The 24,571-nt window shown below is 65.6% G+C and carries 20 protein-coding genes and 1 tRNA gene; 9 read left to right on the plus strand and 12 right to left on the minus strand.

Translation table 11 applies throughout. The features are described 5' to 3' along the window. The first annotated feature begins 35 nt into the window (after window positions 1–35). Window positions 36–728: a WecB/TagA/CpsF family glycosyltransferase gene (locus tag DI041_RS05035; RefSeq protein WP_211195210.1), complete on the plus strand. Its 693-nt coding sequence runs from the start codon at window positions 36–38 to the stop codon at window positions 726–728. Then, window positions 725–1,207, plus strand: a complete 483-nt coding sequence (locus DI041_RS05040) for a GDP-mannose mannosyl hydrolase (RefSeq protein ID WP_136639313.1) — start codon at window positions 725–727, stop codon at window positions 1,205–1,207. Before DI041_RS05035 ends, DI041_RS05040 begins: the two co-directional genes overlap by 4 nt. Window positions 1,208–1,244: 37 nt before the next feature. Here DI041_RS05040 and fcl read toward each other — a convergent pair whose 3' ends face one another. Beyond that, window positions 1,245–2,189, minus strand: coding sequence for a GDP-L-fucose synthase (gene fcl / locus DI041_RS05045; protein WP_136639314.1), 945 nt, complete (start codon window positions 2,187–2,189; stop codon window positions 1,245–1,247). A gap of 196 nt (window positions 2,190–2,385) precedes the next feature. Here fcl and DI041_RS05050 point away from each other — a divergent pair. Next, window positions 2,386–2,462 (plus strand) — tRNA-Arg (locus DI041_RS05050). A 51-nt stretch (window positions 2,463–2,513) separates the two neighbouring features. Here the strand turns inward: DI041_RS05050 and DI041_RS05055 are convergent. From DI041_RS05055 to DI041_RS05075, 5 genes are all read right to left on the minus strand, one after another. After that, the gene (locus tag DI041_RS05055; RefSeq protein WP_136639315.1) at window positions 2,514–2,975 is read right to left on the minus strand and encodes an adhesin; all 462 of its coding nucleotides are present in this window, start codon (window positions 2,973–2,975) and stop codon (window positions 2,514–2,516) included. Beyond that, window positions 2,972–3,391 (minus strand): hypothetical protein, encoded by a 420-nt coding sequence (locus DI041_RS05060; protein ID WP_136639316.1) that lies wholly within the window; start codon window positions 3,389–3,391, stop codon window positions 2,972–2,974. Before DI041_RS05060 ends, DI041_RS05055 begins: the two co-directional genes overlap by 4 nt. Window positions 3,392–3,546: 155 nt before the next feature. Further along, window positions 3,547–4,902, minus strand: coding sequence for a Gfo/Idh/MocA family protein (locus DI041_RS05065; RefSeq protein WP_136639317.1), 1,356 nt, complete (start codon window positions 4,900–4,902; stop codon window positions 3,547–3,549). Window positions 4,903–4,967: 65 nt separating this feature from the next. Next, on the minus strand, window positions 4,968–7,943 hold the full coding sequence (locus DI041_RS05070) for a TonB-dependent receptor plug domain-containing protein (protein ID WP_136639318.1): 2,976 nt from the start codon (window positions 7,941–7,943) through the stop codon (window positions 4,968–4,970). Between the two features lie 122 nt (window positions 7,944–8,065). Continuing rightward, entirely contained in the window at window positions 8,066–11,425 is a 3,360-nt protein-coding gene (locus tag DI041_RS05075) for a TIM-barrel domain-containing protein (protein WP_136639176.1), read from the minus strand. 321 nt (window positions 11,426–11,746) lie between these two features. On the opposite strand from DI041_RS05075, the gene DI041_RS05080 reads away from it, so the two are divergent. The 6 genes from DI041_RS05080 to DI041_RS05105 all read left to right on the plus strand — a co-directional run bounded on the left by DI041_RS05080 (window position 11,747) and on the right by DI041_RS05105 (window position 18,997). Beyond that, window positions 11,747–12,901, plus strand: coding sequence for an SIS domain-containing protein (locus tag DI041_RS05080; RefSeq protein ID WP_136639177.1), 1,155 nt, complete (start codon window positions 11,747–11,749; stop codon window positions 12,899–12,901). Continuing rightward, on the plus strand, window positions 12,894–13,832 hold the full coding sequence (locus tag DI041_RS05085; RefSeq protein ID WP_136639178.1) for an ROK family protein: 939 nt from the start codon (window positions 12,894–12,896) through the stop codon (window positions 13,830–13,832). The genes DI041_RS05080 and DI041_RS05085 overlap by 8 nt, the downstream gene beginning before the upstream one ends. 16 nt (window positions 13,833–13,848) lie before the next feature. Continuing rightward, window positions 13,849–15,183: a D-tagatose-bisphosphate aldolase, class II, non-catalytic subunit gene (locus DI041_RS05090; RefSeq protein ID WP_136639179.1), complete on the plus strand. Its 1,335-nt coding sequence runs from the start codon at window positions 13,849–13,851 to the stop codon at window positions 15,181–15,183. Window positions 15,184–15,216: 33 nt separating this feature from the next. Continuing rightward, the gene (locus DI041_RS05095; protein WP_014038836.1) at window positions 15,217–15,993 is read left to right on the plus strand and encodes a DeoR family transcriptional regulator; all 777 of its coding nucleotides are present in this window, start codon (window positions 15,217–15,219) and stop codon (window positions 15,991–15,993) included. After that, window positions 15,990–17,105, plus strand: a complete 1,116-nt coding sequence (nagA, locus tag DI041_RS05100; protein ID WP_136639180.1) for an N-acetylglucosamine-6-phosphate deacetylase — start codon at window positions 15,990–15,992, stop codon at window positions 17,103–17,105. Before DI041_RS05095 ends, nagA begins: the two co-directional genes overlap by 4 nt. A gap of 89 nt (window positions 17,106–17,194) precedes the next feature. Then, window positions 17,195–18,997: an MFS transporter gene (locus DI041_RS05105; RefSeq protein ID WP_136639181.1), complete on the plus strand. Its 1,803-nt coding sequence runs from the start codon at window positions 17,195–17,197 to the stop codon at window positions 18,995–18,997. A 52-nt stretch (window positions 18,998–19,049) separates the two neighbouring features. Here DI041_RS05105 and DI041_RS05110 read toward each other — a convergent pair whose 3' ends face one another. The 6 genes from DI041_RS05110 to DI041_RS05135 form a co-directional block, all read right to left on the minus strand. After that, entirely contained in the window at window positions 19,050–19,520 is a 471-nt protein-coding gene (locus tag DI041_RS05110) for a SecDF P1 head subdomain-containing protein (RefSeq protein WP_136639182.1), read from the minus strand. After that, the gene (locus DI041_RS05115) at window positions 19,517–20,068 is read right to left on the minus strand and encodes an HdeD family acid-resistance protein (protein WP_021203354.1); all 552 of its coding nucleotides are present in this window, start codon (window positions 20,066–20,068) and stop codon (window positions 19,517–19,519) included. The genes DI041_RS05110 and DI041_RS05115 overlap by 4 nt, the downstream gene beginning before the upstream one ends. 58 nt (window positions 20,069–20,126) lie before the next feature. Further along, window positions 20,127–20,816, minus strand: coding sequence for a ComF family protein (locus DI041_RS05120; RefSeq protein WP_136639183.1), 690 nt, complete (start codon window positions 20,814–20,816; stop codon window positions 20,127–20,129). Window positions 20,817–20,911: 95 nt separating this feature from the next. Continuing rightward, a complete protein-coding gene (locus tag DI041_RS05125) occupies window positions 20,912–22,081 on the minus strand; it encodes an L-dopachrome tautomerase-related protein (protein ID WP_136639184.1) in 1,170 nt (389 codons plus the stop codon). 207 nt (window positions 22,082–22,288) lie between these two features. Further along, entirely contained in the window at window positions 22,289–23,488 is a 1,200-nt protein-coding gene (locus DI041_RS05130) for an MFS transporter (RefSeq protein ID WP_136639185.1), read from the minus strand. Between the two features lies 1 nt (window position 23,489). Beyond that, complete coding sequence (locus DI041_RS05135) at window positions 23,490–24,548, minus strand: alpha/beta hydrolase (RefSeq protein WP_049444280.1); 1,059 nt, start codon at window positions 24,546–24,548, stop codon at window positions 23,490–23,492. Window positions 24,549–24,571: the final 23 nt, after the last annotated feature.

Here is a 24,571-nt window from a genome sequence, read left to right on the forward strand (position 1 = left end):
GCTCTCCGATCGACGTCCTCGATTGGACCTGTGCAGTGAAGCGCATCGAGTCATGGGCGTTCACGCATGAAAGCCGCGTAGTCTGCATCTGCAACGCCCACTCCGTCGTCACAGCACGTCAGGACAAGGAGTTCGCAGCAGCCGTGAACTCTGCCGACATGGCAACGCCCGATGGTGCACCGGTGGCCTGGCTCATGAGACGTCTTGGGGCTTCCGGACAGCAACGCATCAATGGTCCCGACCTGATGCTCAAGTACTGCGAGGCAGCCGCCAAGCGCGGCGAGTCCATCTACCTCTATGGGGGCGCTGAGACGACCTTGAGCATTCTCCGCGACGAGCTGCCCAAGCGATTCCCTGGCTTGGTCATTGCCGGCTCGCACTCACCGCCCTTCCGCGCACTCAGCGAAGAAGAGGATGCTGCCATCGTGCGCGACATCAATGACTCCGGTGCCGGGACGATCTGGGTCAGCCTCGGCTGTCCGAAGCAGGAGAAGTGGATGGCGGCGCACCGTGGCCGGATCAATGGCGTGATGATCGGTGTCGGGGCGGCATTCGACTACCATGCGGGTGTTATCTCCCGGGCCCCGCTCTGGATGCAGAACAATGGCCTCGAGTGGCTGCACAGGCTTGCGAGCGAGCCTCGTCGGCTGTGGAAGCGCTACTTCGTCACCAACACCCTCTTCATTTGGCACGCTGCGCGCCAGCTTATGACGACGCAGTCGAAATGACCCACTTGACCGAGCTTCCACCACGGCACTTGAGTGCAGCTGACTTCAAGGCCGTCGTTCGGGACACACCTCTTGTGTCGATCGATCTTCTGGTCATGGATCCACGGCAACGCATGCTTGTGGGGTTGCGCACCAATGAACCTGCACGCGGATTCTGGTTTGCGCCGGGTGGACGCATCCGCAAAGGCGAGAACTTCAGCCAGGCATTCCGCAGGCTGACTCTGGCTGAGCTCGGGCAATCGCTGGAGATCAGCGAAGCCACCTTCGTTGGCGTGTATGAGCACTTCTACGCCGAGGACTTCACCGGAGCATCGGATGCAGGTACACACTACGTGGTGCTGGCCTACTCCATCAGCGTGGATCCCGCGGGAATGGCTCTGCCGAAGGAACAGCATGCAGAGTACCGCTGGGTAACGGCAGAAGATGCTTTGTCCGATGCCTCGATCCACCCCAATACCCAGGCATACGCCCGCAAATGAAAAGGGCCAGCGAACGCTGGCCCTTCCATCCAAGACCTCAGGCGGCGCGCAGGCGCCCTTGATTGTCGAGGAACCAGCGATACGTCTGTTCGACGCCTTCCCGAAGCTCGATCGAAGCCTTCCAGCCCAATCCATTCAACCGTGAGACGTCCAGCAGCTTGCGCGGGGTGCCATCGGGCTTGCTGGTGTCATTGCGGATTTCGCCCTTGAAACCTGTGACATCCTTCACCAGCTCCGCAAGCTCGCGAATGCTGATGTCATCACCGACACCAACATTGACGATGTCCGAGCCTTCGTAGGTCTCAGTCAGATAGACCGTTGCGGCTGCCATGTCGTCTACATGGAGGAACTCACGGCGTGGCGTCCCCGTACCCCACATGACGACCTCGCTGTCATTGCGCTCGGCGGCTTCGTGGAACTTTCGCAGCAGCGCCGGAAGCACATGCGAGTTCTGCAGATCAAAGTTATCGCCCGGCCCATAAAGATTGGTCGGCATCAGACTGATTGCATTGAATCCATACTGCTTGCGGTACGCCTGGCACATCTTGATGCCCGCAATCTTTGCAATCGCATACCATTCGTTCGTAGGCTCCAGCCCCCCCGTCAGCAACGAGTCCTCACGGATGGGCTGCTCGGCGAACTTGGGGTAGATGCACGACGAGCCGAGGAAAGTCAGCTTCTTCGCACCATGGCGGTACGCTGCGTCGATCACGTTGTTCTGGATCTGCAGGTTCTCAAACAGGAATTCGGCAGGATATGCATCGTTTGCATGAATCCCGCCTACCTTGGCTGCAGCCAGAACGACGATGGCCGGCTTCTCGGCCTCGAAGAGCGCTTCGACCGACGCGCGATCCCTGAGATCGACACGCTCGCGCCCTGCCAGCAAGAGGTTGTCGTAGCCCAACGCCTGCAAACGGCGCACCACGGCCCCACCCACCAGTCCTCGGTGTCCTGCGACAAAAATCTTATCGTGCTTGTCCATGCTCTTTCCGTTCAACTGCTGAGTCAGGGGTGAAATTTTAGCAGACGGCCTGAACCCCATTCGGGCCAGCCCGGCCTTGACGACGGGTGGGTTGAGATTTATCCGGGGAAACCAGATAGAATGCTCTCCTCACGGCCCCTTCCGGGTGTCTTGATGCCCGTCCCGGCAGGTTCCGAGGGCGCGGCGGTTCTACAACGCGCCCGTAGCTCAGCCGGATAGAGTAGTGGCTTCCGAAGCCATTGGTCGGGGGTTCGAATCCCTCCGGGCGCGCCATCTTTCTCTGCTCGTACCCGTCACTCCAGGCCTCTCGCTTGCACTTCCACGTCAACGCGGCTCAGGAGCGAACGGCATCGAGCGATGTGCGCAACCTTGAAGATCGCGCACGACGATGGAAAGCTCCTGCCCTTTCTGCACCGCACCGGACAGGAAGGCGCCCTTGCCGTCGTATAGGAAGGTTTCAATCTCACCACGTGCAACCACCAGGTCCGCAGCCGGCGGCTTGGGCTCTTCCAGAACAACACTGAAGGGACGCCAGGCCAGACCGTGTTCGTCGCGGATATCGGTCAATACTGCGTGTGCATGTGCCTGCCGATCCACGCTGGCCAGTGGCAGTCGTAGTGCCTGCGATCCCTCCGTACTGATCTGGAACCTGCCAAGGACCACGGCATCCACGGTTTCACTGCCGATGTAGGTGATCGTGGCCTCGGGGCACTGCACGGCATCGGCGGGGTGCGATGCACACGCGGCCAGGCTTGCGGTCAGGAGGGCAATGATCGGCCGGATCATGGGCTGGCATTTGGCACGTCGCTACCCTGCCCAGCGTTTGCAGCAGCGCGCGTAGTGGAAGCACCCGGCCTGCGCGCATAGCTGTAATCGGGATCCCGGCAGGCGCGCACGATCGGACTTCGTGCGTGCCTGATCACGCCGGGGAACCAGGACAACACCAACACCACGGCCCAGATCGCAGCCAACCAGAACCATCTACCCGAGGCATAGGCCCAGATCATGGGCAATGCAGCCAGCAGCACGACGATCTGCGTATACAGCAGGTAGAGCGTATGCAGGCCCAAGCGGGGATCCGAGCGCAGCACCACGCCACATTCCCTGCATGCCGTCTTCGCCTGCCGTCTCGATGCGCAAAGCAGCGGGAATCGCTGCCCGGCAGCGCCGCAAAGTGGACACGTGAAGGTCAGCACGCGCATCCGGAAGCTCCTCTCCACCGATTGGCGTCATCTGCCAGGTACGTATCCGAGCCTAGCATGGGCGTGGCAGGGGGGCCCCACATACAGCAACGCCGGGCAGTGCCCGGCGTTGTGTTCAAAACAGTCCAGCATGACTCGACTCTACAGTGAGCGGATCAATACCTGCCGTCGAACGCAAAGATCGGCTTACGCTGCTTCCACGCACCGGCGGTGAAGTCCGGGAACTCCAGCGTCTGGAAGCTGTTGGCGATCGACTGCTCGCTCAGCGGCGTGATCGCGCTCCATGTAACCGCGTCATAGATATCGATCGGCATCGGTGCCTTGGCCTTCAGCGCCTCCACGAAGGCGTGGATGACGAACCAGTCCATGCCACCGTGACCAGCGCTGGCAGCGGTCTCGGCATTCTGCTTCCACAGCGGGTGCTCATACTCGTCCTGGTACTTCTTGAACTCTTCCCACTGGTGCGGCGGGCTGCGGCCTTCGATGTGGATCGAATGGTTCACATCCATCCACAGGCCCTTGGTGCCCTGCACGCGGAAGCCCATCGAGTACGGGCGCGGCAGCGAGGTATCGTGCTGCAGCAGGATGGTCTCGCCGTTCTCGCAGGCCAGCGTGGTGGTCACGATGTCGCCCAGCTTGAACTTCACCTTGGTACTGGGATGCGTGGTGCCGCCACTCTTGGCCACGGTGTATTCGTGCAGGCCCCGCGCCTTGGTCGCGAAGGCGTTGATGTGGGTGAAGCGGTTGCCGCGATTGATGCCAGTGTACATCGCGCACGGGCCGATGCCGTGGCTGGGGTAGAGCTCACCATTGCGCTCCACCGAATGCTCGGTGCGCCAGCGGGCTTCGCTCCAGCCCTTGGGACCGAATTCCACGCCGCTGTCGTAGGGCTGGTTCGGGTCGCCGGAATTGAACTTCACGCCGCGCAGGTCGTGCTGGTAGCCGGCCTGCAGGTGCACCAGCTCACCGAACAGGCCCTGGCGCACCATCTGCAGCGCGGCCATCACGTCGCGGCGGTAGCAGACGTTCTCCAGCAGCATGTACGGGGTGCCGGTGCTCAGCTGGGTCTTCAACACGTCCCAGTGGTCCTGCAGGGTGATGCCGGCCACCACTTCACAGCCCACTGCCACGCCAGCCTGCATCGCGGCAATCGCCATCGGCGCGTGGTACTCCCACGGCGTGGCGATGATCACGCCATCGATGCCCTTCTGTTCCAGCAGGCGCTTCCAGGCGTTGGTGTCGCGGTCCTGGCCGTAGGTCTTCGGGGCCGGTTTGCCGGCCTTGCTGACCATCTCCACGGCGCGGCCGAGCATGATCGGCTCGATATCGCAGACGGCGACAACCTCGACGTCTTCGCGGCGCACCAGTTCCTTCAGCAGCACCAGGCCACGCATGCCGGTACCGATCATGGCCAGGCGCACCTTGCGCCCGCGTGCCCAGGCCGGGGTCTGCGGCAGCAGGCTGCTGGCGGCGACAGCGGCGCTGGCCGCGATGAATTCCCTACGCTTCATGGCAAACATCTCTCCTCTTGGCAGCGTGCCGGCCGCAGCCGGCACGCCAGGTCACGCAAACGGAATTACTTGAACCGATAGCCGATGGTCACACTGTAACCACGACCGAAGATCGTTGCGTAGTCACTGGAGTCACCCAGGAAGCTGTTCGGGTCGTAGAACGGCAGGCGGTTGAACAGGTTCTTGACGGTGAAGCTCAGGTTCCACGCATCATCCGGGCGCCAGGTGACGCTCATGTTGGCGGTCCACCATGACGGTGCACCATCACACTTGCTCTTCTGCAGGGCCAGATAGCCGCCGGTGCAGGTTTCCTTGTTGTTGCTCACCTCATCAACCTGGTCGGTGGCCCACTTGGTGCCGCCCACGTAGTTGACGAACATGCTGGTGGTCACCTGCTTGTAGGTCCAGTCGGCATTGAGCGTGGCACGCAGGCGCGGGTTGTTGTAGTAGCCCACCACGTCGCCGTAGTACCAGCCGCTCGCTTCATCCATGTAGAAGCGGTTGCGGTTGGCGATGGTGGCAGCCAGGCCGATGTTCAGGTTGCCCCAATCACCCAGCGAGAAGCGGCTGCGCGCGTCGATGTCGAAGCCGTCGATCAGGGTCTTGCCACGGTTCTTGTACTGGCCCACCACGCTGGCCACGTTGCCGGCGGAGTAGCCTGGCAGCGTCGAGGGACAGTTCACGCCACTGGCCGGGTCGGCACACATCGCCGCCAGCTGCGCCAGGTTGGCACGGTCGCTGTCGGTGATCGGCGAACGCGACGAGGAGATGATGTCTTCCATGCGGCGGTAGTCCGGCGCAACGATTTCATTGTCGCGGTAGATGAACCAGTAGTCGGCCGACACCGACAGCCAGGTTGCGGGCTCGTAGACGAAACCAAGGGTAGCGATCTTCGCCTTCTCCGGCTTCAGGTCCTTGTTCGGCTGGGTCATGCGTGCCACGGTGCGGCTGCAATCGACGTTCAGCAGGTTCTTGCCGAGATCCACGTCACCCGGGCGCTGCGACCTCAGCAGCAGGTTGGCGATGGCGTTGGTCTCGTTGCAGCGCAGCTCGTCACGGTAGCCGCCCAGCTGCGCGAACACGCCGCCGTTGCCGGACTCGGCCAGGCTCGGTGCACGGAAGCCGGTGGAGTAGGTGCCGCGCAGCATCAGCTGATCGAACGCCTGGTACTTGAAGCCGATCTTCGGCGCGATGTTGGCGCTGAAGTTCGGGTACTTGTCCACGCGCACCGCCGCATCCAGTTCCAGCTTGTCGGTGATCGGCGCCACGGTCTCGGCGAACAGCGCGTAGGTGTTGCGCTTGCCATCGAACCAGGAACCACCCTGCTGGGTGATCAGGCCGTTGGCCGCATCGGCGTTGCCCGGGGTATAGAAGGTCTCACGGCTGGCGTTGAAGCCAAACGCGGCGCGCATCTCACCGGCCGGCAGCTGGAACAGCGGGCCTTCGATCTTGCCGTCCAGGGTGTGCAGGCGGGTCCACGACTGGATGTCGAAGGTCGGGAACGCTTCACGGATCAATGCAGCGTTGGCTTCGCTGATCTCGCCGAACTTGTACGCCGGGTGGTCGGAGATGATCACGCGGCCGGTACCCGGATCGATCGTGTACGGACCGAAGGCCTTCTCGAAGCCCTTGGTATTGACGTTGATCGTCTGATAGGTGGTGGAGTGGGTACCCGCGCTGGCGAACGCGGTCTCCCAGTTCCAGTCACCCCTGCTGCCGCGCGCACCGGCCAGCACGCGGTAGCTCTTGTCGGTGTTGCGCTGGCCAAAGTAGTTGGCGCCGGCATCCTGCAGCAGGTAGTTCAGGCCGACCACTCCGCCCATCATCGCCTTCATTTCAGGGCTTGCGTGGTTGTACTCGTTGTTCGGGCCCAGGAACGGGTACAGGAACTGGTTGACGTTGTTGCCGGTGTTGCGCGAGAACCAGCTGGTCGGGTTGCCGGTGGTAGTGCCGTAGGTGCGCGGCGTGCCGCCATTGGCGCGCAGGTCGATGTCGGTGTAGGTCGCCTCGGCGAAGATCTCGGTGCTCTCACCCACCAGGAAGGTGCCGTTGAGGTAGGCGGTGTTGCGCTCGGACTTGGCGCCGGCATCGATCTCGTTGTTCATCCAGGTTTCCCAGACGCAACGCGGACCGGCCGCTTCACTGGTCAGCACGTTCTTGCAGCCCGGTGCGGCTTCCTGCACGCGGCGGCCGGTGACCGGATCGAAGGCGAAGTAGCTGCCCGGGTTGAACTCGCCCGGCCTGCTGCCCACGCCCAGGCGCAGGTTGTTGAGATAGTTCGGATTGTTGACGTAGTACTGGTCGGGCCGCTTGTCGTAGAAATCGCTGAGCGGAATCGCATCGCGGCGGTACATGTTCACCGCGCCGTAGATGTTGAAGCGGTTCTCGGTCAGGTCGCCGAAGCCAGCGGTGATGCTGGCCTGGCGCTCGCCGTAGGAGTCAATGCGCGAGGAGGTATCGCTGGTGAAGCTGACCTCGGCACCCTGGAAGTTACGCTTGGTGATCACGTTGATCACGCCGGCCACCGCGTCGGTGCCGTACACGGCCGAAGCGCCGTCGGTCAGCACTTCCATGCGCTCGATGGCCGCAGCCGGGATCGCATCGATGTTGACGAACTGGGTCTGGAAGCCCGCCGGCGCACCGTAGTACGACAGGCGGCGACCATTCAGCAGCACCAGCGTGCCCTGTGCACCCAGGCCGCGCAGATTGGCCTGCGAAGCACCGTCGGAACCAGTGAACAGTGAGCGCGCATCCTGCTGCGCTGGCCGCGCGGCCGGCAGGTTGTCGAGCACCTGCAGCAGCGTGCGCGCACCCATGTTCTGGATGTCCTGCTTGCTGATCACCTGCACCGGCGAGGCGGTTTCAACGTCGGTACGGCGGATGTTGGAACCGGTGACCTCGATGCGGGCCAGGTCGGTAGCCTTGTCCTTGCTCTCCTGAGCAACGGCAGGAACGGCGGCCGAGAGCAGTGCGCCGGCAATGGCCAGCGTCAGCGGGGCGATGGAACGACAGGGGGGGCGGTGGTGGCGTGCGGGCAACATCGGGGTTCTCTCCTGGCAGGGGTGCGGCGCGAATGGTGAATCGGCGGGCAAAACGCTCCCGGGCCACGGCCATGAGGGCCGCAGTCGGAATGGGCGGGGGGAGGAGCGGTGTTACGAGGGGGTCATGGGGCGACGAGGCTGGCGGAGTCGCCCTCCTGGCCGATCAGCACGGCGTTGGCCCAGTTGGCACAGACCTGGGCGGGTTGGCTGCCCTGCGCACCCAGCGTGCGCAGGCTCAGGGTGGAAAGGCCTCGGATATCCAGCTCCGGTTTGACCACGCCGGGAGCCTTCACCAGGCCACTGTCGTACAGCAGGCGGTTGTCACCCCAGACCTGGAACTGCAGGCCACCGGCAGTGCGGCAGGCGTCGTCGATGCCGAGGTCGGCTCGCAGCAGGTGCCAGCCGCCCTGCAGGCGCAGGTCGATGCGGCTGTTGGCGCCGACACCCAGGCCACGGCGGAACTGCAGGCCGTTCATGCGCATGCCGGCGTCGCCACGGAACGATTGGTCGGTGCGCAGCTGGCTGGCCAGCGCGGCCGGCACCGGCAGCTCGGAGAGATAGCGCTGCCGGGCCGGTCGCTCCGGTTCCTGGTGTTCGAGGATGTGGAAGGTGGACAGCGCAATCGGGCCGACGTCGCGCGGTTGCAGCGCGTCGAAGGCACGCGCACTGCCCTGTGCAGCGGTCACCATCGGATCGGTGCTGGAGGCACCGTCACCTTCAGGGTTCTGCACGCTCAGCACACGGAAACGCAGCAGGCGGCCGGCGTGGGCCGGGAAGTCGATGCGCTGCATGCCTTCCTTCAGCTGCAGGCGACCGCGGGCAATCGGTTCACCCCACTCGCCGTTGCTGTCGCCCAGGTACACCTCGTAGTCGCGCACCTGGCCGTGCTTCCAGTTCTTGTCGTTGCGCGGCGCGATGTCGATGCCATCGATCATCTTCCGTTCGCCGAAACCGATCACCCACTCATGGGCACCGGTGCGCACGGCCTGGTTGCGCACGCTGCGGAACCAGGTGGCCGGATCATCATCGAAGGCATTTTCCAGCGCATGGCCGGGTTCTTCGGCCGGGCGGTTGACCACCAACAGGCTGTCGGCCGGCAGTTCGCGGCCCAGCACCGGTGCGGCCGGATAGGCATCGTCGGCGGTCGCTGCGGTGACGGCGAAGTCCAGCTGCAGCTGCAGCGGCTGGCGGATGTCCTGCGCCGCGGTGCGTACATGCAGGGTGCCGCGACGCTCCTTGGCATCGAAGTACCAACCCTCGCTGGCGCTGTTGAATGCGGTCGCGTCGGCCAGCGCCGGCAGCGCGCGGCCAGCGGCCTGCACCGCACGCGGCGCCTGTCGGCTGAGCACGCGCAGGCCATAGCGGCGCTGTGCCAGCTGGCCGTTGTACTGGCCCTGTACCGCATCGATCTGCACCTGCACCGGGCCACTGCCCTGTGCCGGCGCCTGCACACGGATCCGCTGCGTGCTCGATTCGCCCTGCTGGTAGCGGCGGGTGTTGCCGTCATCTTCGTACAGCGTGTACTGCGAATCACCCTGCGGGTACAGGTCGAAGGTCACTTCATCGAGCGGTTTCTCGCCGTCGAACAGCATCGACGGGTACATCGGCAGGATCGCACCGGCACGCACGAACACCGGCAGGGTGGCCAGGTCCACCTGGCGGTCCAGCTGGCGGCCATCGGCGGCGGCCTGCACGCGGCGGCCATCCCAGTAGTCGATCCAGCCGCCGGCGGGCAGGTGGATGTCGCGGCGCCAGCCACGGCTGGCGGCCTGGCTGCGGTACACCGGTGCAACCAGCAGGTCGCGGCCGAGCAGGAACTGGTACTTGTAGGTTTCATCCTGCGCGTGCGGATCGTGCGGGTTGTCCCACATCAGGCCACGCACCGGCGGTGCACCGGTCTGCGCAGCCTCATGCACCAGCCCATACATGTACGGGGTCAGGCGCATCTTCAACTTCAGGTAATCGCGGTTGATGCTGCGGTAGGGCTCGTCGTACCACCACGGGTGCTTGCGCGCATTCGACGACCAGCCGCTCATGCCCATCAGCACCGGGGTGAACGCCTTCCATTGCAGGTCGCGGGTGAAGGTCTCGGCGCTGCCGCCGAAGATCGCGTCCACATCGCCGCTGGCGTAGGCCATGCCGGACAGGCCCGAACCCACCAGGGTCGGCACATGCCAGCGGATGTAGTCCCAGCTGCTGCTCTGGTCGCCGGTCCACGCCACGGCATAGCGCTGGATGCCTGCCCAGCCCATTACCGTCCACAGGAACGGGCGCGAATCGGAATTGTCCAGGATGCCGTTGAACGCCTGGCGGTTGGCATCCATCGCGAACTGGTAGCCCTTGCCGGTCCAGGCCACGTCCAGTTTCTGCACGCGGCTGCCGGCCTTGCCTACTTCCCAGGCGATCTTGTCGACGCCGTTTTCGGTCCATAGGCCGGTGCGGAAACCGTACCCGGCCAGCCCCTTCACCGTCTCCGGCAACTGCTTGTAGCCGCAGCCATAGCCATCGTTGGGCAGGATCCAGCCGCCGGGCATGTCATTGGCGCGATACTGCTTGGCTACGCTGTCGATCACGTCGGGGGTGGTGCCGGTCGGGCCGTCGCTCCAGCCCTCGGGCACGGTGCCGGGCTTCTTGCTGTTGTCGCCGTCGTTGTAGCAATCGGCATCGCCGTAGGACAGCGCCCAGCGCGCGACCATGTTCGGGCGGCCGGTCAGCTGGGTGTAGCGCTCGATCAGCTTCGGCAGATCGGCGCCAACGAAGTAGTACGCATCGAAGCGGTCTTCGCGATGCAGCAGGGTGGCCTGGTCGCTCTGCCGCAGGTCGTAGCTGCCATCGCTCCACGTATTGCGCAGCATGCCCCAGCCACGGCTGCTCAGCAGCATCGGTGCCGGGCTGGGGCGGTCGCCCTCTTCCCAACCGCCGGAATAGGACACTTCCAGCTCGCGGCCCTTGAACTGGTAACGGCCGTTCTGCTGGCCGCCACCGTAATAGCCTTCATCGGCCTGCGAGGACAGCACCTGCACGCTCTGCGCCGCATCCAGATCCAGCGGTTGCAGTTCCTGCCAGAGCGCGGTGGGCTGACCGTTGTCCAGGCGCTCCAGGCGCAGGCGCAACGGCTGCCGCTGCACATGCAGCACCAGTGCATCGGTGCGCACGCGTATTTCCTGTGCGTCTTCTTCCAGCTGCGCCTGCACGTTCGCCTTGGGCTGCGGCAGTACGATCGGCGCCGCCTTGTCGCCAGCACCGGTCAGCTTGCCGTTGCGGCCGGCCTGCACGCGGATGATGTCGGTGGCCGGCAGTTCAATGCGGATGCGCGTGCCGTTGTCGGTCTGCAGGTCCCAGCCATTTACACCGTCGGTGCTGGCACTGGCACTGACCGAGCGCAGGTTGCCGACCGGCTCGGCCCGGGCCGACATGGACGCCAGCATCAATGCCGGCAACAGGGCCAGCAGCAGCGGCGAGCGACGAACGCAGATTTCCACACGGACTCCCAACCCGTTCACCGGGCGTTTCGAAAGCGGTTGGGCCGACTCTAGGGCAGCGATTCGAAAGATGTCAACAAATTGAAAGGAAAAAGGAAGATATATTTAGATGAAACGAAAGTTGTTGCGGTGCAATACTTTGTGTAACCGCTTGCATTCGCCTGTTAAGCATTGTGCGATACGGCATCCGGCGGTTTCTTTCGTTTCCAGAGTCATGCCGCACGAGGAAAGTCATCACCGCTATATCTTTCTTTTTACTTTCGGTATTTGACATTTCGAAAGAAAACGAAGATGGTGCGCTGGACCAACTGGAACCTCTGAATGGACGTCACCCTGCTTTCCGATGTGTCCGCCTGGCAGCGCCTTGGCGGAGCCGATACCGCTACCGAAATCGCCCAGCAGCCTGCGCTGTGGGAAGCCCTCGCACAGGACCTGTCGCGTGCCCGCGACCGCCTGCAGGCCTTCCTTGGCGACAGCCTCAACGATCCCAACCAGCGCGTGCTGTTCACCGGCGCCGGCAGCTCAGGCTTCATCGCCGAAATGGTGGCCGATGCGATAAATGCGCAATGGCCGGCCGAGGTGCGCGTGGTGCACACCACCAGCCTGCTGACCCACCCGGCGCTGTACCTGCAGCGCGACCGCCCGACCCTGCTGGTCTCGTTCGGCCGCAGCGGCTCCAGCCCGGAGAGCGTGGCAGCGGTGGACCGCGTGCGTAGCGACGTGGATGACGCGCGCTTCCTCGACATCACCTGCAACGCCGATGGCGAACTGGCCCGTCGTGGCGCCGGCCGTGCCGATACCTGCACCCTGCTGATGCCGTCGGCCAGCTGCGACCGTGCCTTCGCCATGACCAGCAGCCTGACCTGCATGCTGCTGGCCGCGCTGACCGTGTTTGATCGTTCGCCGTGGGATGCGCGTATCGCGCGTCTGAAACAGATTGCCGCGCTGGCCCGCGAAGGCCAGGCACAGTGGGATGCACCGGTGGCGGCGCTGGCGCAGCGCCCGTTCAACCGCATCATCTACCTCGGCAGCGGCCCGCTGGAAGCGCTGGCACGCGAGTGCGCGCTGAAGGTGCTGGAACTGACCGCCGGCCGCGTGCTGGCGCTGGCCAACACGCCGCTGGGCTTCCGTCATGGACCGAAGTCGACGCTGGATGGCAACACCCTGGTGGTGGTGCTGCGCAGCGTGCAGCCGCTGGCGCGCCGCTACGAACAGGACCTGCTGGAAGAACTGCGCCGCGATGGCGTGGCCGGCCAGGTACTGGCAATCGGCCCGCATTCGGATATCGGCGCCGATGACGAATACACCCTTACCGTACCGGCACTGGATGATCCGTGGCTGGCGCCGGTGTGGCTGGGCTTTGCGCAGCTGTTCGCGCTGCAGCGCTCGGCTGCGCTCGGGCTGACCCCCGACAATCCGTTCCCGGACGGCACCGTCAACCGCGTCGTCAAGGGCGTCACCATCCACCATGGCTGAGCTGATCGCCCACGCCTGCTACGGCATCGACATTGGCGGCACCAAGATCGAACTGGTGGCGTGCGATGCGGCGATGCAGGTCACCTGGCGCCGCCGCGTGGCCACCCCGCAGGGTGACTACGACGGTTTCCTGCAGGCGGTGGTGGAACTGGTGGTCGAGGCCGATGCGGCGCTGGGCCGCAGTGACGCGGCCATCGGCATTGCGCTGCCCGGCGTGCGCGACCGCCGCAGCGGCCGCCAGCTCAGCGCGAACGTTCCCGCGCTGACCGGCCACAGCGTGGCGGCTGATCTGCAGGCACGCCTGCAGCGCCCGCTGCATTTCGGCAACGACCTGCAGTGTTTTGCGCTGTCAGAGGCGCATGGTGGCGCCGCCGATGGCTACCCCAGCATGTTCGGCGCCATCCTCGGCACCGGTGCCGGTGGCGGCTTCTGCCTGCAGGGCCGCCTGTTGTCCGGCTTCAACGGCCTGGCCGGCGAATGGGGCCACTGGAGCGTGCCGGGCCACCTGCTGCAGCGCCACGGCCTGCCGCTGATCGACTGCGCCTGCGGCCTGCAGGGCTGCGTGGAGCGCTACGTGTCCGGTAGTGGCGTGGCAATGATCGAACGCCACCTCGGTGGCAGCGCCGCCGACGCCAGCGCAGTGATCGCACTGGCCGAAGCCGGCGATGCCCGCGCACGCAAGGCGCTGGACATCCATCGCGACCTGCTCGGCCACAGCCTGGCCGCGCTGGTGCTGGCGCTGGACCCGCACGTGATCGTGCTCGGCGGTGGTCTTTCGCAGTATGCGCCGCTGTACCAGCAGTTGCCTGCGGCCATCGCCGCGCATCTGTTCAACGGCGTGCAGGTACCGCCCATCGTGCCGCCACGCTTCGGCGATGCCGGTGGCGCACGTGGTGCTGCCCTGCTCGCCTGCCAACCCTCGTTTTCCTGATGTCCGGAGCTTGACCATGTCCCCGTTGCAGACCCTGCTTGCTTCCCACCGCGCCGGCCATAACGTCGGCCTGTACAGCGTCTGCTGCAGCAACGAGCAGGTGCTGCGCGCGGCCATGCACGTGGCGCTGGCGCATGGCACCGTGCTGCTGATCGAGGCCACCTCCAACCAGGTCGACCAGTTCGGCGGCTACACCGGCATGACCCCGCCGCAGTACCGCGATTACGTCGGCACGCTGGCCGATGAAGAAGGCTTCCCGCGCGAACGGCTGATCCTAGGCGGCGACCACCTTGGTCCGAACGCCTGGCAGAAGCGCCCGGCCGCCGAAGCGATGACCCACGCGCGCGCGCTGATCGAAGCCTACGTCGCCGCCGGTTTCCACAAGATCCACCTGGACTGCAGCATGTCCTGCGCCGATGACCCGGTGCCGCTGCCCGATGCCATCGTCGCCGCGCGTTCGGCCGAGCTGGCCGAGATCGCCGAACGCACCGCCGCCGAACACAGCCTGCCGCCGCCGGTCTACGTGATCGGTACCGAAGTGCCGATTCCCGGTGGCGAAGCCTCGCTGGCCGAAGGCCTGCAGGTCACCACGCCGGCCGCCGCCGCGCAGACCCTGGCCATCCACCAGCAGGCGTTCGACACGCCGCAGCTGCGCGATGCGTGGCAGCGCGTGATCGCGATGGTGGTGCAGCCGGGCGTGGACTTCGACCACAGCAGCGTGCACGAGTACGACGCGGCCGCCGCCAGCACGCTGGCTGATTTCCTGGAACAGCAACCGCGCATCGTGTTCGAGGCGCACTCCACCGATTACCAGCGCGAGAGTGGCCTGCACGCGCTGGTGCGCGACCACTTCGCCATCCTAAAGGTCGGCCCGGCGGCGACCTTCGCCTACCGCGAAGCGCTGTTCGCGCTGGCCGCGATCGAAGCCGAGCTGCTGCCGGCCGCGCAGTGCTCGCGCCTGCCGCAGGTACTGGACGAGGTGATGCTGGCGCAGCCGAAATACTGGCAGTCCTACTACCAGGGCGATGACGCCGCGCTGCGCCTGCTGCGCAGCTATTCCTTCAGCGACCGCTGTCGCTACTACTGGGGCGAGCCGGCGCTGCTACAAGCGGTGCAGACCCTGTTCGCCAACCTGGAGCAGCACGCGCCGCCGCTGGTGCTGCTCAGCCAGTACCTGCCGGAGCAGTACCGCGCCGTGCGCGAGGGAACCCTGGCCAACACGCCCACCGCGCTGGTGCAGCACCGTATCGGCCTGTGCCTGGGCGAATACGCCCGCGCCTGCAGCGCCAACCAGGCCGGTACCCGCGAGCAGAACGCAGGTTCGGCTGCCGCCGTTCTTGCGAACGGCTAATCTCTACCTTTTCCCGCGAAACCGAGAATGGCCATGCGCAACACCCGCTCCCGCCGGCAACAGATCCTGCAACTGCTGATCGAGCACGGCTCGGTGCAGGTGGCCGATCTGGTCGAGCGCTTTGGCGTGTCGGCGGTGACCATCCGTGCCGACCTGACCCACTTCGAGTCGCAGGGCCTGGCCAACCGCACCCACGGCGGTGCCACCCTGGTGCGCACGCCGCCGCAGGAACAGGACATCCACGAGAAGGACGCGCTGAACCTGCCGCTGAAGGAATCGATCGGTGCGCGCGCCGCGCGCCTGGTGCAGCCCGGCGACAACATCATCATCGACTCCGGCTCGACAACGATGACCCTGGCCCGCCACCTGCGCGCGCATCGCGATGTAACGGTGATGACCAACGGCCTGAACATCGCTTGGGAACTGGCCAATGCGGCGGGCATTACCGTACTGCTGACCGGTGGTCTGCTGCGCCAGCAGTCGCTGTCGCTGCAGGGCAGCCAGGCCGAAGCCAGCCTCAACTCCTACAGTTTCGACACCCTGTTCCTGGGCGTGGATGGCCTGGACCTGCAGTTCGGTCTGACCACCCACGACGAGGCCGAAGCCCGCCTCAACCACCGCATGGTCGAGCGCGCACGCCGCATCGTGGTGCTGACCGACGCCTCCAAGTTCGGCCGCGTCAGCCTGCACCGCATCGCCCTCCTGGATCAGATCCACGCCATCATCACCGACGCCGGCATCGACGATGCGACCCGTGAGGGGCTGCAGCGGCTGGGCATCGAAGTGATCATCGCCGAGCCCACCGCATGACCGACACCCGCACCCTGCATGGCCGCATCCTCACCCCGCTGGGCTGGCGACGCGGCTACGTCCACTTCGATTCGCAGGTGCGCCAGCTGCAGGTGGACGACCACAGCGGTGCCGATGATCTGCAGCTGCCGGTGATCCTGCCCGGCTTCATCGACCTGCATGTGCATGGCGCCGCCGGCGTGGACCTGATGCAGGGCGGCGACGTGGCGCGCACCATCGCCCGCACCCATCTGCGCTTCGGTACCACCACGCTGCTGGCGACCACCATGACCGCCGGGCTGGACGAGATCGAGCACGCACTGCAGGGTGTGGCCGCCACCATGGCAGCGCCCGACGCCGAAGCCGCCTGCATTGCCGGCGTGCATCTGGAAGGTCCGTTCATCAGCCCGCAGCGTCTTGGCGCGCAGCCGAACCGCACGATCGAGGCGACGCTGGCACTGGTGCAGCAGCTGCATGCGCTGGCACCGATCCGGGTGATGACGCTGGCTCCGGAGATCGGCGAGCACACCGCGTTGATTCCCGCGCTTTCGGCAATGGGCATCCGCGTGCAGCTTGGTCACAGTGCTGGCACCTACGAGGAAGGCGTGGCCGCGCTGCAGGCCGGTGCATCCGGTTTCACCCATCTGTTCAACGGCATGACCGGCGTCGATCACTATCGCCCGGGCATTGCGGCGGCGGCACTGGCACATGCGCAGTACGCCGAGATCATTCCCGACCTGCAGCACATCCACCCCGGCGTAATCCGCTTGGCCGCGCGCGCGATTCCGCGCCTGTACGCGGTGACCGACGCCACCGCCGCCACCGGCATGCCCGATGGCGAGTACGCCCTGGGCGAACAGCGCGTGCACAAGTGCGGCGGCTGCGTGCGCCTGGCCACCGGTTCGCTGGCCGGCAGCGCACTGACCATGGACCAGGCGCTGCGCAATCTGGTGCAAGTGGGCCTGGACCTGGCCGACGCCTCGCAGCGTGTTTCCACGTTCCCCGCCGCGTATCTCGGCCTGGACGATCGCGGCCGCATCGCGCCCGACGCCCGCGCCGACCTGGTGGTGCTGGACGCCGAGCTGCGCCTGCAGCAGGTGGTGGTGGGCGGACGCGTGGTCGATTTGAACTGACACAGGCCATGCGGCCCGGATGCCGCACACAAGGCGCGCAAGCGCATTGCATCAGCCACGCACCATCCCGTTAGTCCAGGAACGAGTCGATGACCGCAGCCACTGCACCTGCCGTACCCGCTTCCACCGCTCCGCGCTGGCCCGTACGCTACCTGCTCTTCATCGGCGGCCTCGGTGGCCTGCTGTACGGCATCGACATCGGCATCATCGCCGGTGCCCTGCCCTATCTTGAAGCCACCGCCAGCCACGCCTGGCAGCTCAGCAGCCAGCAGCTCGGCTTCGTCGTGGCGGCGGTGTTGCTCGGCAGCGTGTTGTCCTCGCTGTTCGCCGGCATGGTCGCCGACCTGATCGGCCGCCGCGGCGCGATGCTGCTGGCCGGCCTGCTGTTCACCGCCTCGATTCCGATCATGGCGCTGGCCTCGGGCTACACGCCGTTGCTGCTCGGCCGGCTGCTGCAGGGCATCAGTGGCGGCCTGATCGGCGTGGTGATTCCGCTGTACCTGGCCGAAGTGCTCAGCCCGGAACGACGCGGGCGCGGCGCGGCGATGTTCCAGCTGCTGCTGACCATCGGCCTGGTGTTGGCGGCCCTGATCGGCCTCTATCACGCGCATGCGGTGGATGCCGCCGCTGAAGCCGTGCGTTCGCTGCCGGTGGCACAGCAGGCGCAGGAGCTGTTTGCGGTGAAGGACCACGCCTGGCGCACCATCTTCTGGACCTGCCTGGCGCCGGGCCTGCTGTTCTGCGCCGGCATCTTCTGGCTGTCCGAGTCACCGCGCTGGCTGGTGCGCCGCGGCCGCATCGATGACGCACGCCGCAGCCTGCAGCGCGTGCTGCCTGCTTCGGAGGTGGAGCCCACGCTTGCACAGATCCAGGCGCCGGAATCGAGCAGCAGCAGCGGCAAGCGCGACCCGCTGCTCAGCCGCCGCTATGTGGTGCCGTTCCTGCTCGCGTGCGTAGTGCTGGCCTGCACCCAGGCCACCGGCATCAACTCGGTGCTGGCCTACGCGGTGAACATCCTCAACCAGGCCGGCCTGTCCGGCTCGGTGGCCAATGGCGCCGACGTGGCGATCAAGCTGCTCAACGCGGTGATGACCGTGGTCGCACTGCTGCTGGTCGACCGCAAGGGCCGCAAGTTCCTGCTGATGCTTGGCAGTGGCGGCATCTGCGTGGCCCTGCTGGCAGCGGCGACGCTGTTCTTCCAGGCCGAACGCGGTCGCACCGACGTGCAGCCGCAGCTGCAGGCGGCGGTCAGCGGCGATGGCCTGCAGCTGGTACTGGACGATACGCAGTGGCAGCGCTTGGGCGCTGGCATCGACAGCGAAGGCCGGCCGATGCAGCTGACCGTCTCCTACGCCTACGGTGACTTCACCAACGTGCGCGCCCTGCGCAGCGACAACCTGATTGATCGCGAGCTGCGCATCGAGCGCGCAGGCACTGTGCAGCCGGACAGCGTGATCGGCGCGTTCTTCCGCAAACTGCGCCTGAACCCGTTCGCCGACCCGGCCGCTGCTGCGCAGGCGCCGCTGCGCATCGAACAGGCCCGCATCGGCCCGGTGCCGCCGCCTGCACATGGCTGGGCGGTGGCCGCCTGCATCCTGGCGTTCGTCGCGTTCTTCGCGGTCGGTCCGGGCGTATGCGTGTGGCTGGCACTGTCGGAGCTGATGCCGAACCGTATCCGCTCCAATGGCATGAGCATCGCGCTGCTGATCAACCAGTTCGTATCCACCACCATCGCCGCCATCTTCCTGCCCACGGTGGGCCACTACGGCTACGCCAGCATGTTCGTGTTCTGGGCGGCGTGCACCTTCGTGTTCTTCCTGGTGGCTGCACTCTGGCTGCCGGAGACCAAGGGCAAGTCGCTGGAAGAGATCGAAGCGCGGTTCGCCCGGTAGCGGTCGACCTTGGTCGACCTCCGCACGCAGCGCGGGGGTGTTGGCGCGCCCGTCATTCGCCGGTGATGTGCCTGGCCAGCTCCCGCGCTTCGGCAACGCTGGACAACCCGCTCAGCATCATCGATTCACCGAATGGCCCCTGCACGGTCGCCACCATCAGCACGCGGCCATCCACGCTGAGCGCCGCACGCTGGCCCACCAAGGCAGCGGTGCCATCGTGGATGCGTTGATGTGCCTCCGGCCGGTAGCGGATCTGCAGGCCCGGCTGCTTGCGTTCGTCCAGCACGTAGCGCACATCGGCGATGTCTGCGCTGCCGGCAATCGGCGGCTCGCGCAGGGCCAGGGTTTCGCCCTGCCACTGTACCGGCGTGCCCTTGCCGGCTGCATCGACCGCGCTCAGGCGCACATCCACTCCGGGTCGTGGCGCATGATCCTTGCCTGCCCAGGCACCGGGTGTGGCGCCCGGCATGCATCCGGTCAGGATCAACGCCATGCCCAGCAACAGCGGAAGCGCAGCCCTCACTTCAGCTTCCGCAGCTTGAATGCCACCAGCACCTGCAGCAGCCCATACAGCAGGCTGCCAATGCCGATCCACAGCGTGGTCACCGCAACGCCTGCATACGGATTGGCCGCAAACAGCAGGCCCAGCACCACCGCCAGCACGCCACTGAGGATCAGCAGCCACTCGCCCTGGATCTGCTTGCGCACGCGTATCGCGAACACGATGCGATAGATACCTGCCACCAGCAGCCACGCTGCCAGGAACAGCACCAGCACGCTGGCGGTGGCCAGCGGATTGATCACCGCCAGGATGCCGAAGCCCAGCGAGGCGATGGCATACAGCGCCAACCACCCACGCGAGGCACCGCTGCCGCCGCTGATCAGTGCGAACAGGCTGATGACACCTTCAACGATGGCCATCACGCCCAGTGTCCACGCCAGTGCCATCGCCGCGGACAGCGGCCAGCCAATGGCAACGATGCCGAAACCCAGTGCGACGAGCCCGTACAGCAGCAGGATCCACCAGCTGCGCCCAACCGCCGACAGCAAGGGAGACAAGGGGGAATTCATGGCCACTCCTTCGATCCGGAACCGGCCTCATCCTAGCCCCTGTGGATGAAGAGGACGATCACGGCGCCCGCGCGCACACCCATACGCGCACCTCTCCAACTCCCACGCAGCGCAGCGTTTCGGTAATCTCCATCACCGTACTGCCGGTGGTCATCACGTCATCGACCACCGTCAGTCGCGGTGGCACCGGACGGCGTACATCGAAGGCATCGAACAGGTTCTCCCGGCGCTGTTCGGCCGTGCGTTCGGACTGGGGCGCGGTGTGGCGCCGCCTGTACAGCCCCTGCCAGACCGGCATCGGCAGCAGGCGGCACAGTTCTGCCGCCTGGTTGTAACCGCGCTGGCGCAGGCGGCGCCCGTGCAACGGCACCGGCACCAGCGGTGGGCATGACCAGGGCGGCGGTGCCCGCTGCATCAACTGTGACAGCAGGCGACCGGCGGCGAGGTCCTGATGGAACTTGTAGCGCACCAGCAGCTGGTCGACCGGCGGCAGGTACAGCAGGCTGGCATGCGTGGCGGCCTGCGGCGGTGCTTCCTCACGGCAGGTACCGCAGACGATCAACGCGTTGTCCGGCAACGGCAGTGCACACCGCAGGCAGGTGCGGCCAGCCCAGGGCAGTCCGGCCAGGCAGGCACCGCAGAGATCGAGCCCATCGTGGCCCGGGTCACCGCAGACCAGGCAACGGAGTGGTAGCAGCACGCGAAGTGCTGCCTGCACGTGGCGGCCCGCGTCGAAGAAAACAGACATGCGCTTCAGCGTGACGCAGCCGTCAGCGCGTCGCCATCGGGTGTGTCCTCAACGAGCCGTAGGAGTTTTGTCGCCCACCCGCTGCCCCGATCACCTCACCGCGTTGGCGCAGGCTTCGCATCCACCCGGGTGCGATACACCATGTACGGCGTCTGCCGGCGATCAACGCCACCATTGAATCCGGCCTGCCGATGCAGCTGGTTGGCGGTGAAGTACAGGTAGCCGTCCGGTCCCATCGACAAGGTATCCGGCCACAGGATGCGCGGATCGTGCACCACGGTCGTCCATCGTCCATCCGCATCGCGGGCATGAATGGCGTTGTGCTCGTAGTCGCTCGCATACAGCCGGCCGTTGGCATCCATTTCCATCCCATCGGAGGCGCCCTTGTCGCCCAGGTCGACCACGGCCGCAGCCAACGCCGCTTCACTTACCTTGGGGTCGCGCAGCAAGACGGTGGGCACGCTGTACAGATGACGGCTGGACAACGGGGTATAGAACAGCGTCCCGCCATCGGGTGACAAGGCAATGCCATCGGCGGCCACGGTGAACGGCTGCGTCGAACCATCCGGATTGCGCAGTCGCATCTGCTGCCCTTCCACGATCGGTACGAATGCCGGATCCGCCGATGTGGACACATGACCGACCAGGCGCTTGGATGCGGCGCCGGTGGCGAGGTCGATCACGATGATGCCGCCGATTCCGCTCAGCGACGAGTCGGTCACGTAGGCCACGCCCTCGTGGCCGACACGGAAATCGAAGCGCACATCATTGACGTAGGTGCGCGCGTCGATGACGTTGGCCGGGAACACCAGCGTTCTGGCCACGGTATTGGTGGCCAGATCGATCGCCACCAGCTTGACGCCACCGGCCTGCGGCGCAGAGAACCCGGGCGCGGCGGTATCCAGCACCCACAACCGGCCCTGGCCATCGGCCACCACACTCTGCACGCTGATGAAGTGGGCCGTCGGATCGGGACCGTCCTTGCGGTTGATGCGCGCATCCGGATAGGGCACGGCGTGACCATCACGCCACTCGGCCACGCTGTAGGGCACCTCATCGCCCCAGCGCGGGAAGTTGACGAAGATGCGTCCGCTTTCAGACACCGCCACGCTGGTAGGCATAGCACCTTCGAAACGCGCCACCGGCTCAATGACACCGATGCTGCGTTCGCTGGGCAGCACAGGAGTGCCCGCCAGCGCCAGCGCGGGGGAACTGGCCAGGGCCAGCACGGCAGCCGCCAGGCGGCGGATACGGCAGTTGATCATGGTTGCTCTCGATGCAGGTCCGGGTGCAGCCCCGGCGTGTATGCATCTTCAGCGGCGCACCTGGCATCGGGTAGACGGTGCAACGGGGAATCAGCTTCACTACAGGAGTGAAGATACGAAATGATTGATCCTGATTATCCGAGCAATGGAACGTGCCTATCGGCAGATCGTGCAGACCGCTGTCGCCCCACAATTGCGGCGCGCGCCCTACAGGAGCAGAGCAGCCCGTTTTGCCGTCCGCCAAGCCAACAGTGCGGCGACCAGCAGGACGCCGGCGCTGGCCATGAAGTTGCTGGCATAGCCGAGACTGTCGAACAACAGTCCCCCCAGGGTGGAGCCCAGCGCGATCGAGCACTGCACTACCGCCACCATCAATCCGCCACCGGCCTCGGCACTGCCGGTGAAGGTCCGCGCGACCCAGCTCCACCAGCCCACTGGCGCCGCGGTGGCGAGGAAACCCCAGATGGCAAGGAGCGTCACCACCGGCCATGCGTATGCGCCCAGTGGCACCAGCGCTACAGCCACAGCTGCCATCAGTACGGGGATTGCGATCAGGGTCCTGTACAGACCACGCGCAAGAAAGACACCAATGACGAGCGTCCCGACAACGCCGCTCGCGCCAATGGCAAGCAGCATCAATGGCAACGCGGTGCTGCCAGCATGGGTCACGGCTTCCAGGAACGGCCGGATATAAGTGAACAGTGCGAACTGCCCCATGAAGAATGCGCCGCAGGCCCCCATCCCGAGGAGCACGACGCGGTGCCTGAGCAAGCCCAGCACACTGTCGGTCGCGGCGACGGGCGATGCCGGCAGGCGGGGCAGGCTCAGCCATTGCCACACCAGTGCGACGGCCGCTATGGGCAACAGGCACAGGAAGGCACCCCGCCAACCGATCACACCGCCCAGCCAGCTCCCCAGCGGCGCGGCAATCACAGTTGCCAATGCGTTGCCCCCGTTGAAGATCGCCAGTGCGCGTGGCACCTGTGCCGCAGGTACCAGTCGCATGGCGGTGGCGGCGGACATCGACCAGAAGCCACCGATGACGATGCCGATCAGCGCGCGGCCCGCCATGTACATCGCATAGCCGTTGGCCCATGCCACCACCGCGCCGGAGACTGCCATCAGCGAGGTCAACGACAGCAGTAGTGTCCTGCGGTCCATGCGAGCCGCCACGCGGCTGATCGACAGGCTGGTCAGCACCGCGAACACACCTGAGATGGCGATGCCGTAGCCGGCCATGCCTTCGCTTACGCGCAGATCGGCGGCCATGAGCGTGAGCAGGCTGACCGGCATGAACTCCGAAGCGATGAGAGCGAACACGCATAGCGTCATCGCCAGCACACCGCCCCAATGCGCACGCGCAGGAGTGCCTTCCGCCGTTGCGTTGGATGCGATCGAAGCACTCATCTCAACGTTCTGCCAGGTTCTGCCTGAAGAAGCTGCCCAGCTTCGCAAACGGAATCAAATCGGTGCGGTCGTACAGATCCACGTGGCCGGCTCCCGGCACGATATACAACTCCTTGGGTTGACCCGCCAGTCGGTAGGCGTCTTCGCTGAATTCACGAGAGTGCGCTTCGCTGCCGGCGATGAACAACATGGGACGTGGCGAGATCGTTTCGATGTCGTTGAACGGATAGAAATTCATGAAGCGCACTTCGCTGGTCAGCATGCGGTTCTGGGTCTGTTCCAGCGTATAGCCCTTGGGAAGGGCGGCGCCGCGCGTGGTGCGGTAGAAATCCCAGAATTCACGGGTGACCGGGTCTGCATCGGGCGGCAGCGTGGCCGGCAGATAATCGAGGAAGACGCCCTTGCCACTATCGAACTCGGTGTAGCGCTGCTCGGCGGCTTTTTCCAGCAGTGCCTTGCGCTGGTCTGCGCTCTGCGAATGCTTCAGGCCATTGCGTGTAACCGCGCCCATATCGTACATGCTGACGGTGGCGACGGCCTTCAGGCGTGGGTCCAGCTTGGCGGCTGCGATGGAAAAGCTGCCGCTGCCGCAGATACCGAGCACGCCGATGCGCTCCCGATCGATGAACTCGCGCGTCCCCAGGTAGTCGACCGAAGCGCTGAAGGCTTCCACATAGATCTCCGGGGCCACCAGATTGCGCGGCTCACCCTGGCTTTCGCCCCAGAACGGCAGGTCGATCGCCAGCGTCACAAAGCCCTGCTCGGCCAGCTTCTGCGCGTACAGCTGCGCGCTCTGCTCTTTCACCGCGCCCATCGGGTGGCCGACGATGATCGCCGGGGCGTGCTCATTCCCGCGCCGGGTTTTCGGGCGGTACAACGTACCCACTACGCTCATCTGGTACTGGTTGCGGAACGTCACACGCTCGCGGGATACATCGGCGCTTCTGTAGAAGTTGTCCGCGCCCGCCGGCTTTTCCGCAACAGGAACATCGGCGGCCATCACGGTCAAAGGGGCGAATGCACTGGTGATCAGCGCCAGCAGCAGGGAGGTGCGCTTCATGGTCGTGGCCTTGGAGGAGGATG

The sequence above is a fragment of the Stenotrophomonas maltophilia genome (assembly GCF_004920835.1).
Lineage (GTDB): Bacteria > Pseudomonadota > Gammaproteobacteria > Xanthomonadales > Xanthomonadaceae > Stenotrophomonas > Stenotrophomonas maltophilia_AQ.

What these genes read in the sequence shown, in the direction of transcription:
- DI041_RS05115 (WP_021203354.1), bottom strand. Translation starts at nt 20,068, where the DNA reads ATGAATTCCCCCTTGTCTCCCTTGCTGTCGGCGGTTGGGCGCAGCTGG.
- DI041_RS05065 (WP_136639317.1), bottom strand. Translation starts at nt 4,902, where the DNA reads ATGAAGCGTAGGGAATTCATCGCGGCCAGCGCCGCTGTCGCCGCCAGC.
- DI041_RS05095 (WP_014038836.1), top strand. Translation starts at nt 15,217, where the DNA reads ATGCGCAACACCCGCTCCCGCCGGCAACAGATCCTGCAACTGCTGATC.
- DI041_RS05120 (WP_136639183.1), bottom strand. Translation starts at nt 20,816, where the DNA reads ATGTCTGTTTTCTTCGACGCGGGCCGCCACGTGCAGGCAGCACTTCGC.
- DI041_RS05090 (WP_136639179.1), top strand. Translation starts at nt 13,849, where the DNA reads ATGTCCCCGTTGCAGACCCTGCTTGCTTCCCACCGCGCCGGCCATAAC.
- DI041_RS05060 (WP_136639316.1), bottom strand. Translation starts at nt 3,391, where the DNA reads ATGCGCGTGCTGACCTTCACGTGTCCACTTTGCGGCGCTGCCGGGCAG.
- DI041_RS05070 (WP_136639318.1), bottom strand. Translation starts at nt 7,943, where the DNA reads ATGTTGCCCGCACGCCACCACCGCCCCCCCTGTCGTTCCATCGCCCCG.
- DI041_RS05135 (WP_049444280.1), bottom strand. Translation starts at nt 24,548, where the DNA reads ATGAAGCGCACCTCCCTGCTGCTGGCGCTGATCACCAGTGCATTCGCC.
- DI041_RS05040 (WP_136639313.1), top strand. Translation starts at nt 725, where the DNA reads ATGACCCACTTGACCGAGCTTCCACCACGGCACTTGAGTGCAGCTGAC.
- nagA (WP_136639180.1), top strand. Translation starts at nt 15,990, where the DNA reads ATGACCGACACCCGCACCCTGCATGGCCGCATCCTCACCCCGCTGGGC.
- DI041_RS05055 (WP_136639315.1), bottom strand. Translation starts at nt 2,975, where the DNA reads ATGATCCGGCCGATCATTGCCCTCCTGACCGCAAGCCTGGCCGCGTGT.
- DI041_RS05085 (WP_136639178.1), top strand. Translation starts at nt 12,894, where the DNA reads ATGGCTGAGCTGATCGCCCACGCCTGCTACGGCATCGACATTGGCGGC.
- DI041_RS05130 (WP_136639185.1), bottom strand. Translation starts at nt 23,488, where the DNA reads ATGAGTGCTTCGATCGCATCCAACGCAACGGCGGAAGGCACTCCTGCG.
- fcl (WP_136639314.1), bottom strand. Translation starts at nt 2,189, where the DNA reads ATGGACAAGCACGATAAGATTTTTGTCGCAGGACACCGAGGACTGGTG.
- DI041_RS05125 (WP_136639184.1), bottom strand. Translation starts at nt 22,081, where the DNA reads ATGATCAACTGCCGTATCCGCCGCCTGGCGGCTGCCGTGCTGGCCCTG.
- DI041_RS05105 (WP_136639181.1), top strand. Translation starts at nt 17,195, where the DNA reads ATGACCGCAGCCACTGCACCTGCCGTACCCGCTTCCACCGCTCCGCGC.
- DI041_RS05080 (WP_136639177.1), top strand. Translation starts at nt 11,747, where the DNA reads ATGGACGTCACCCTGCTTTCCGATGTGTCCGCCTGGCAGCGCCTTGGC.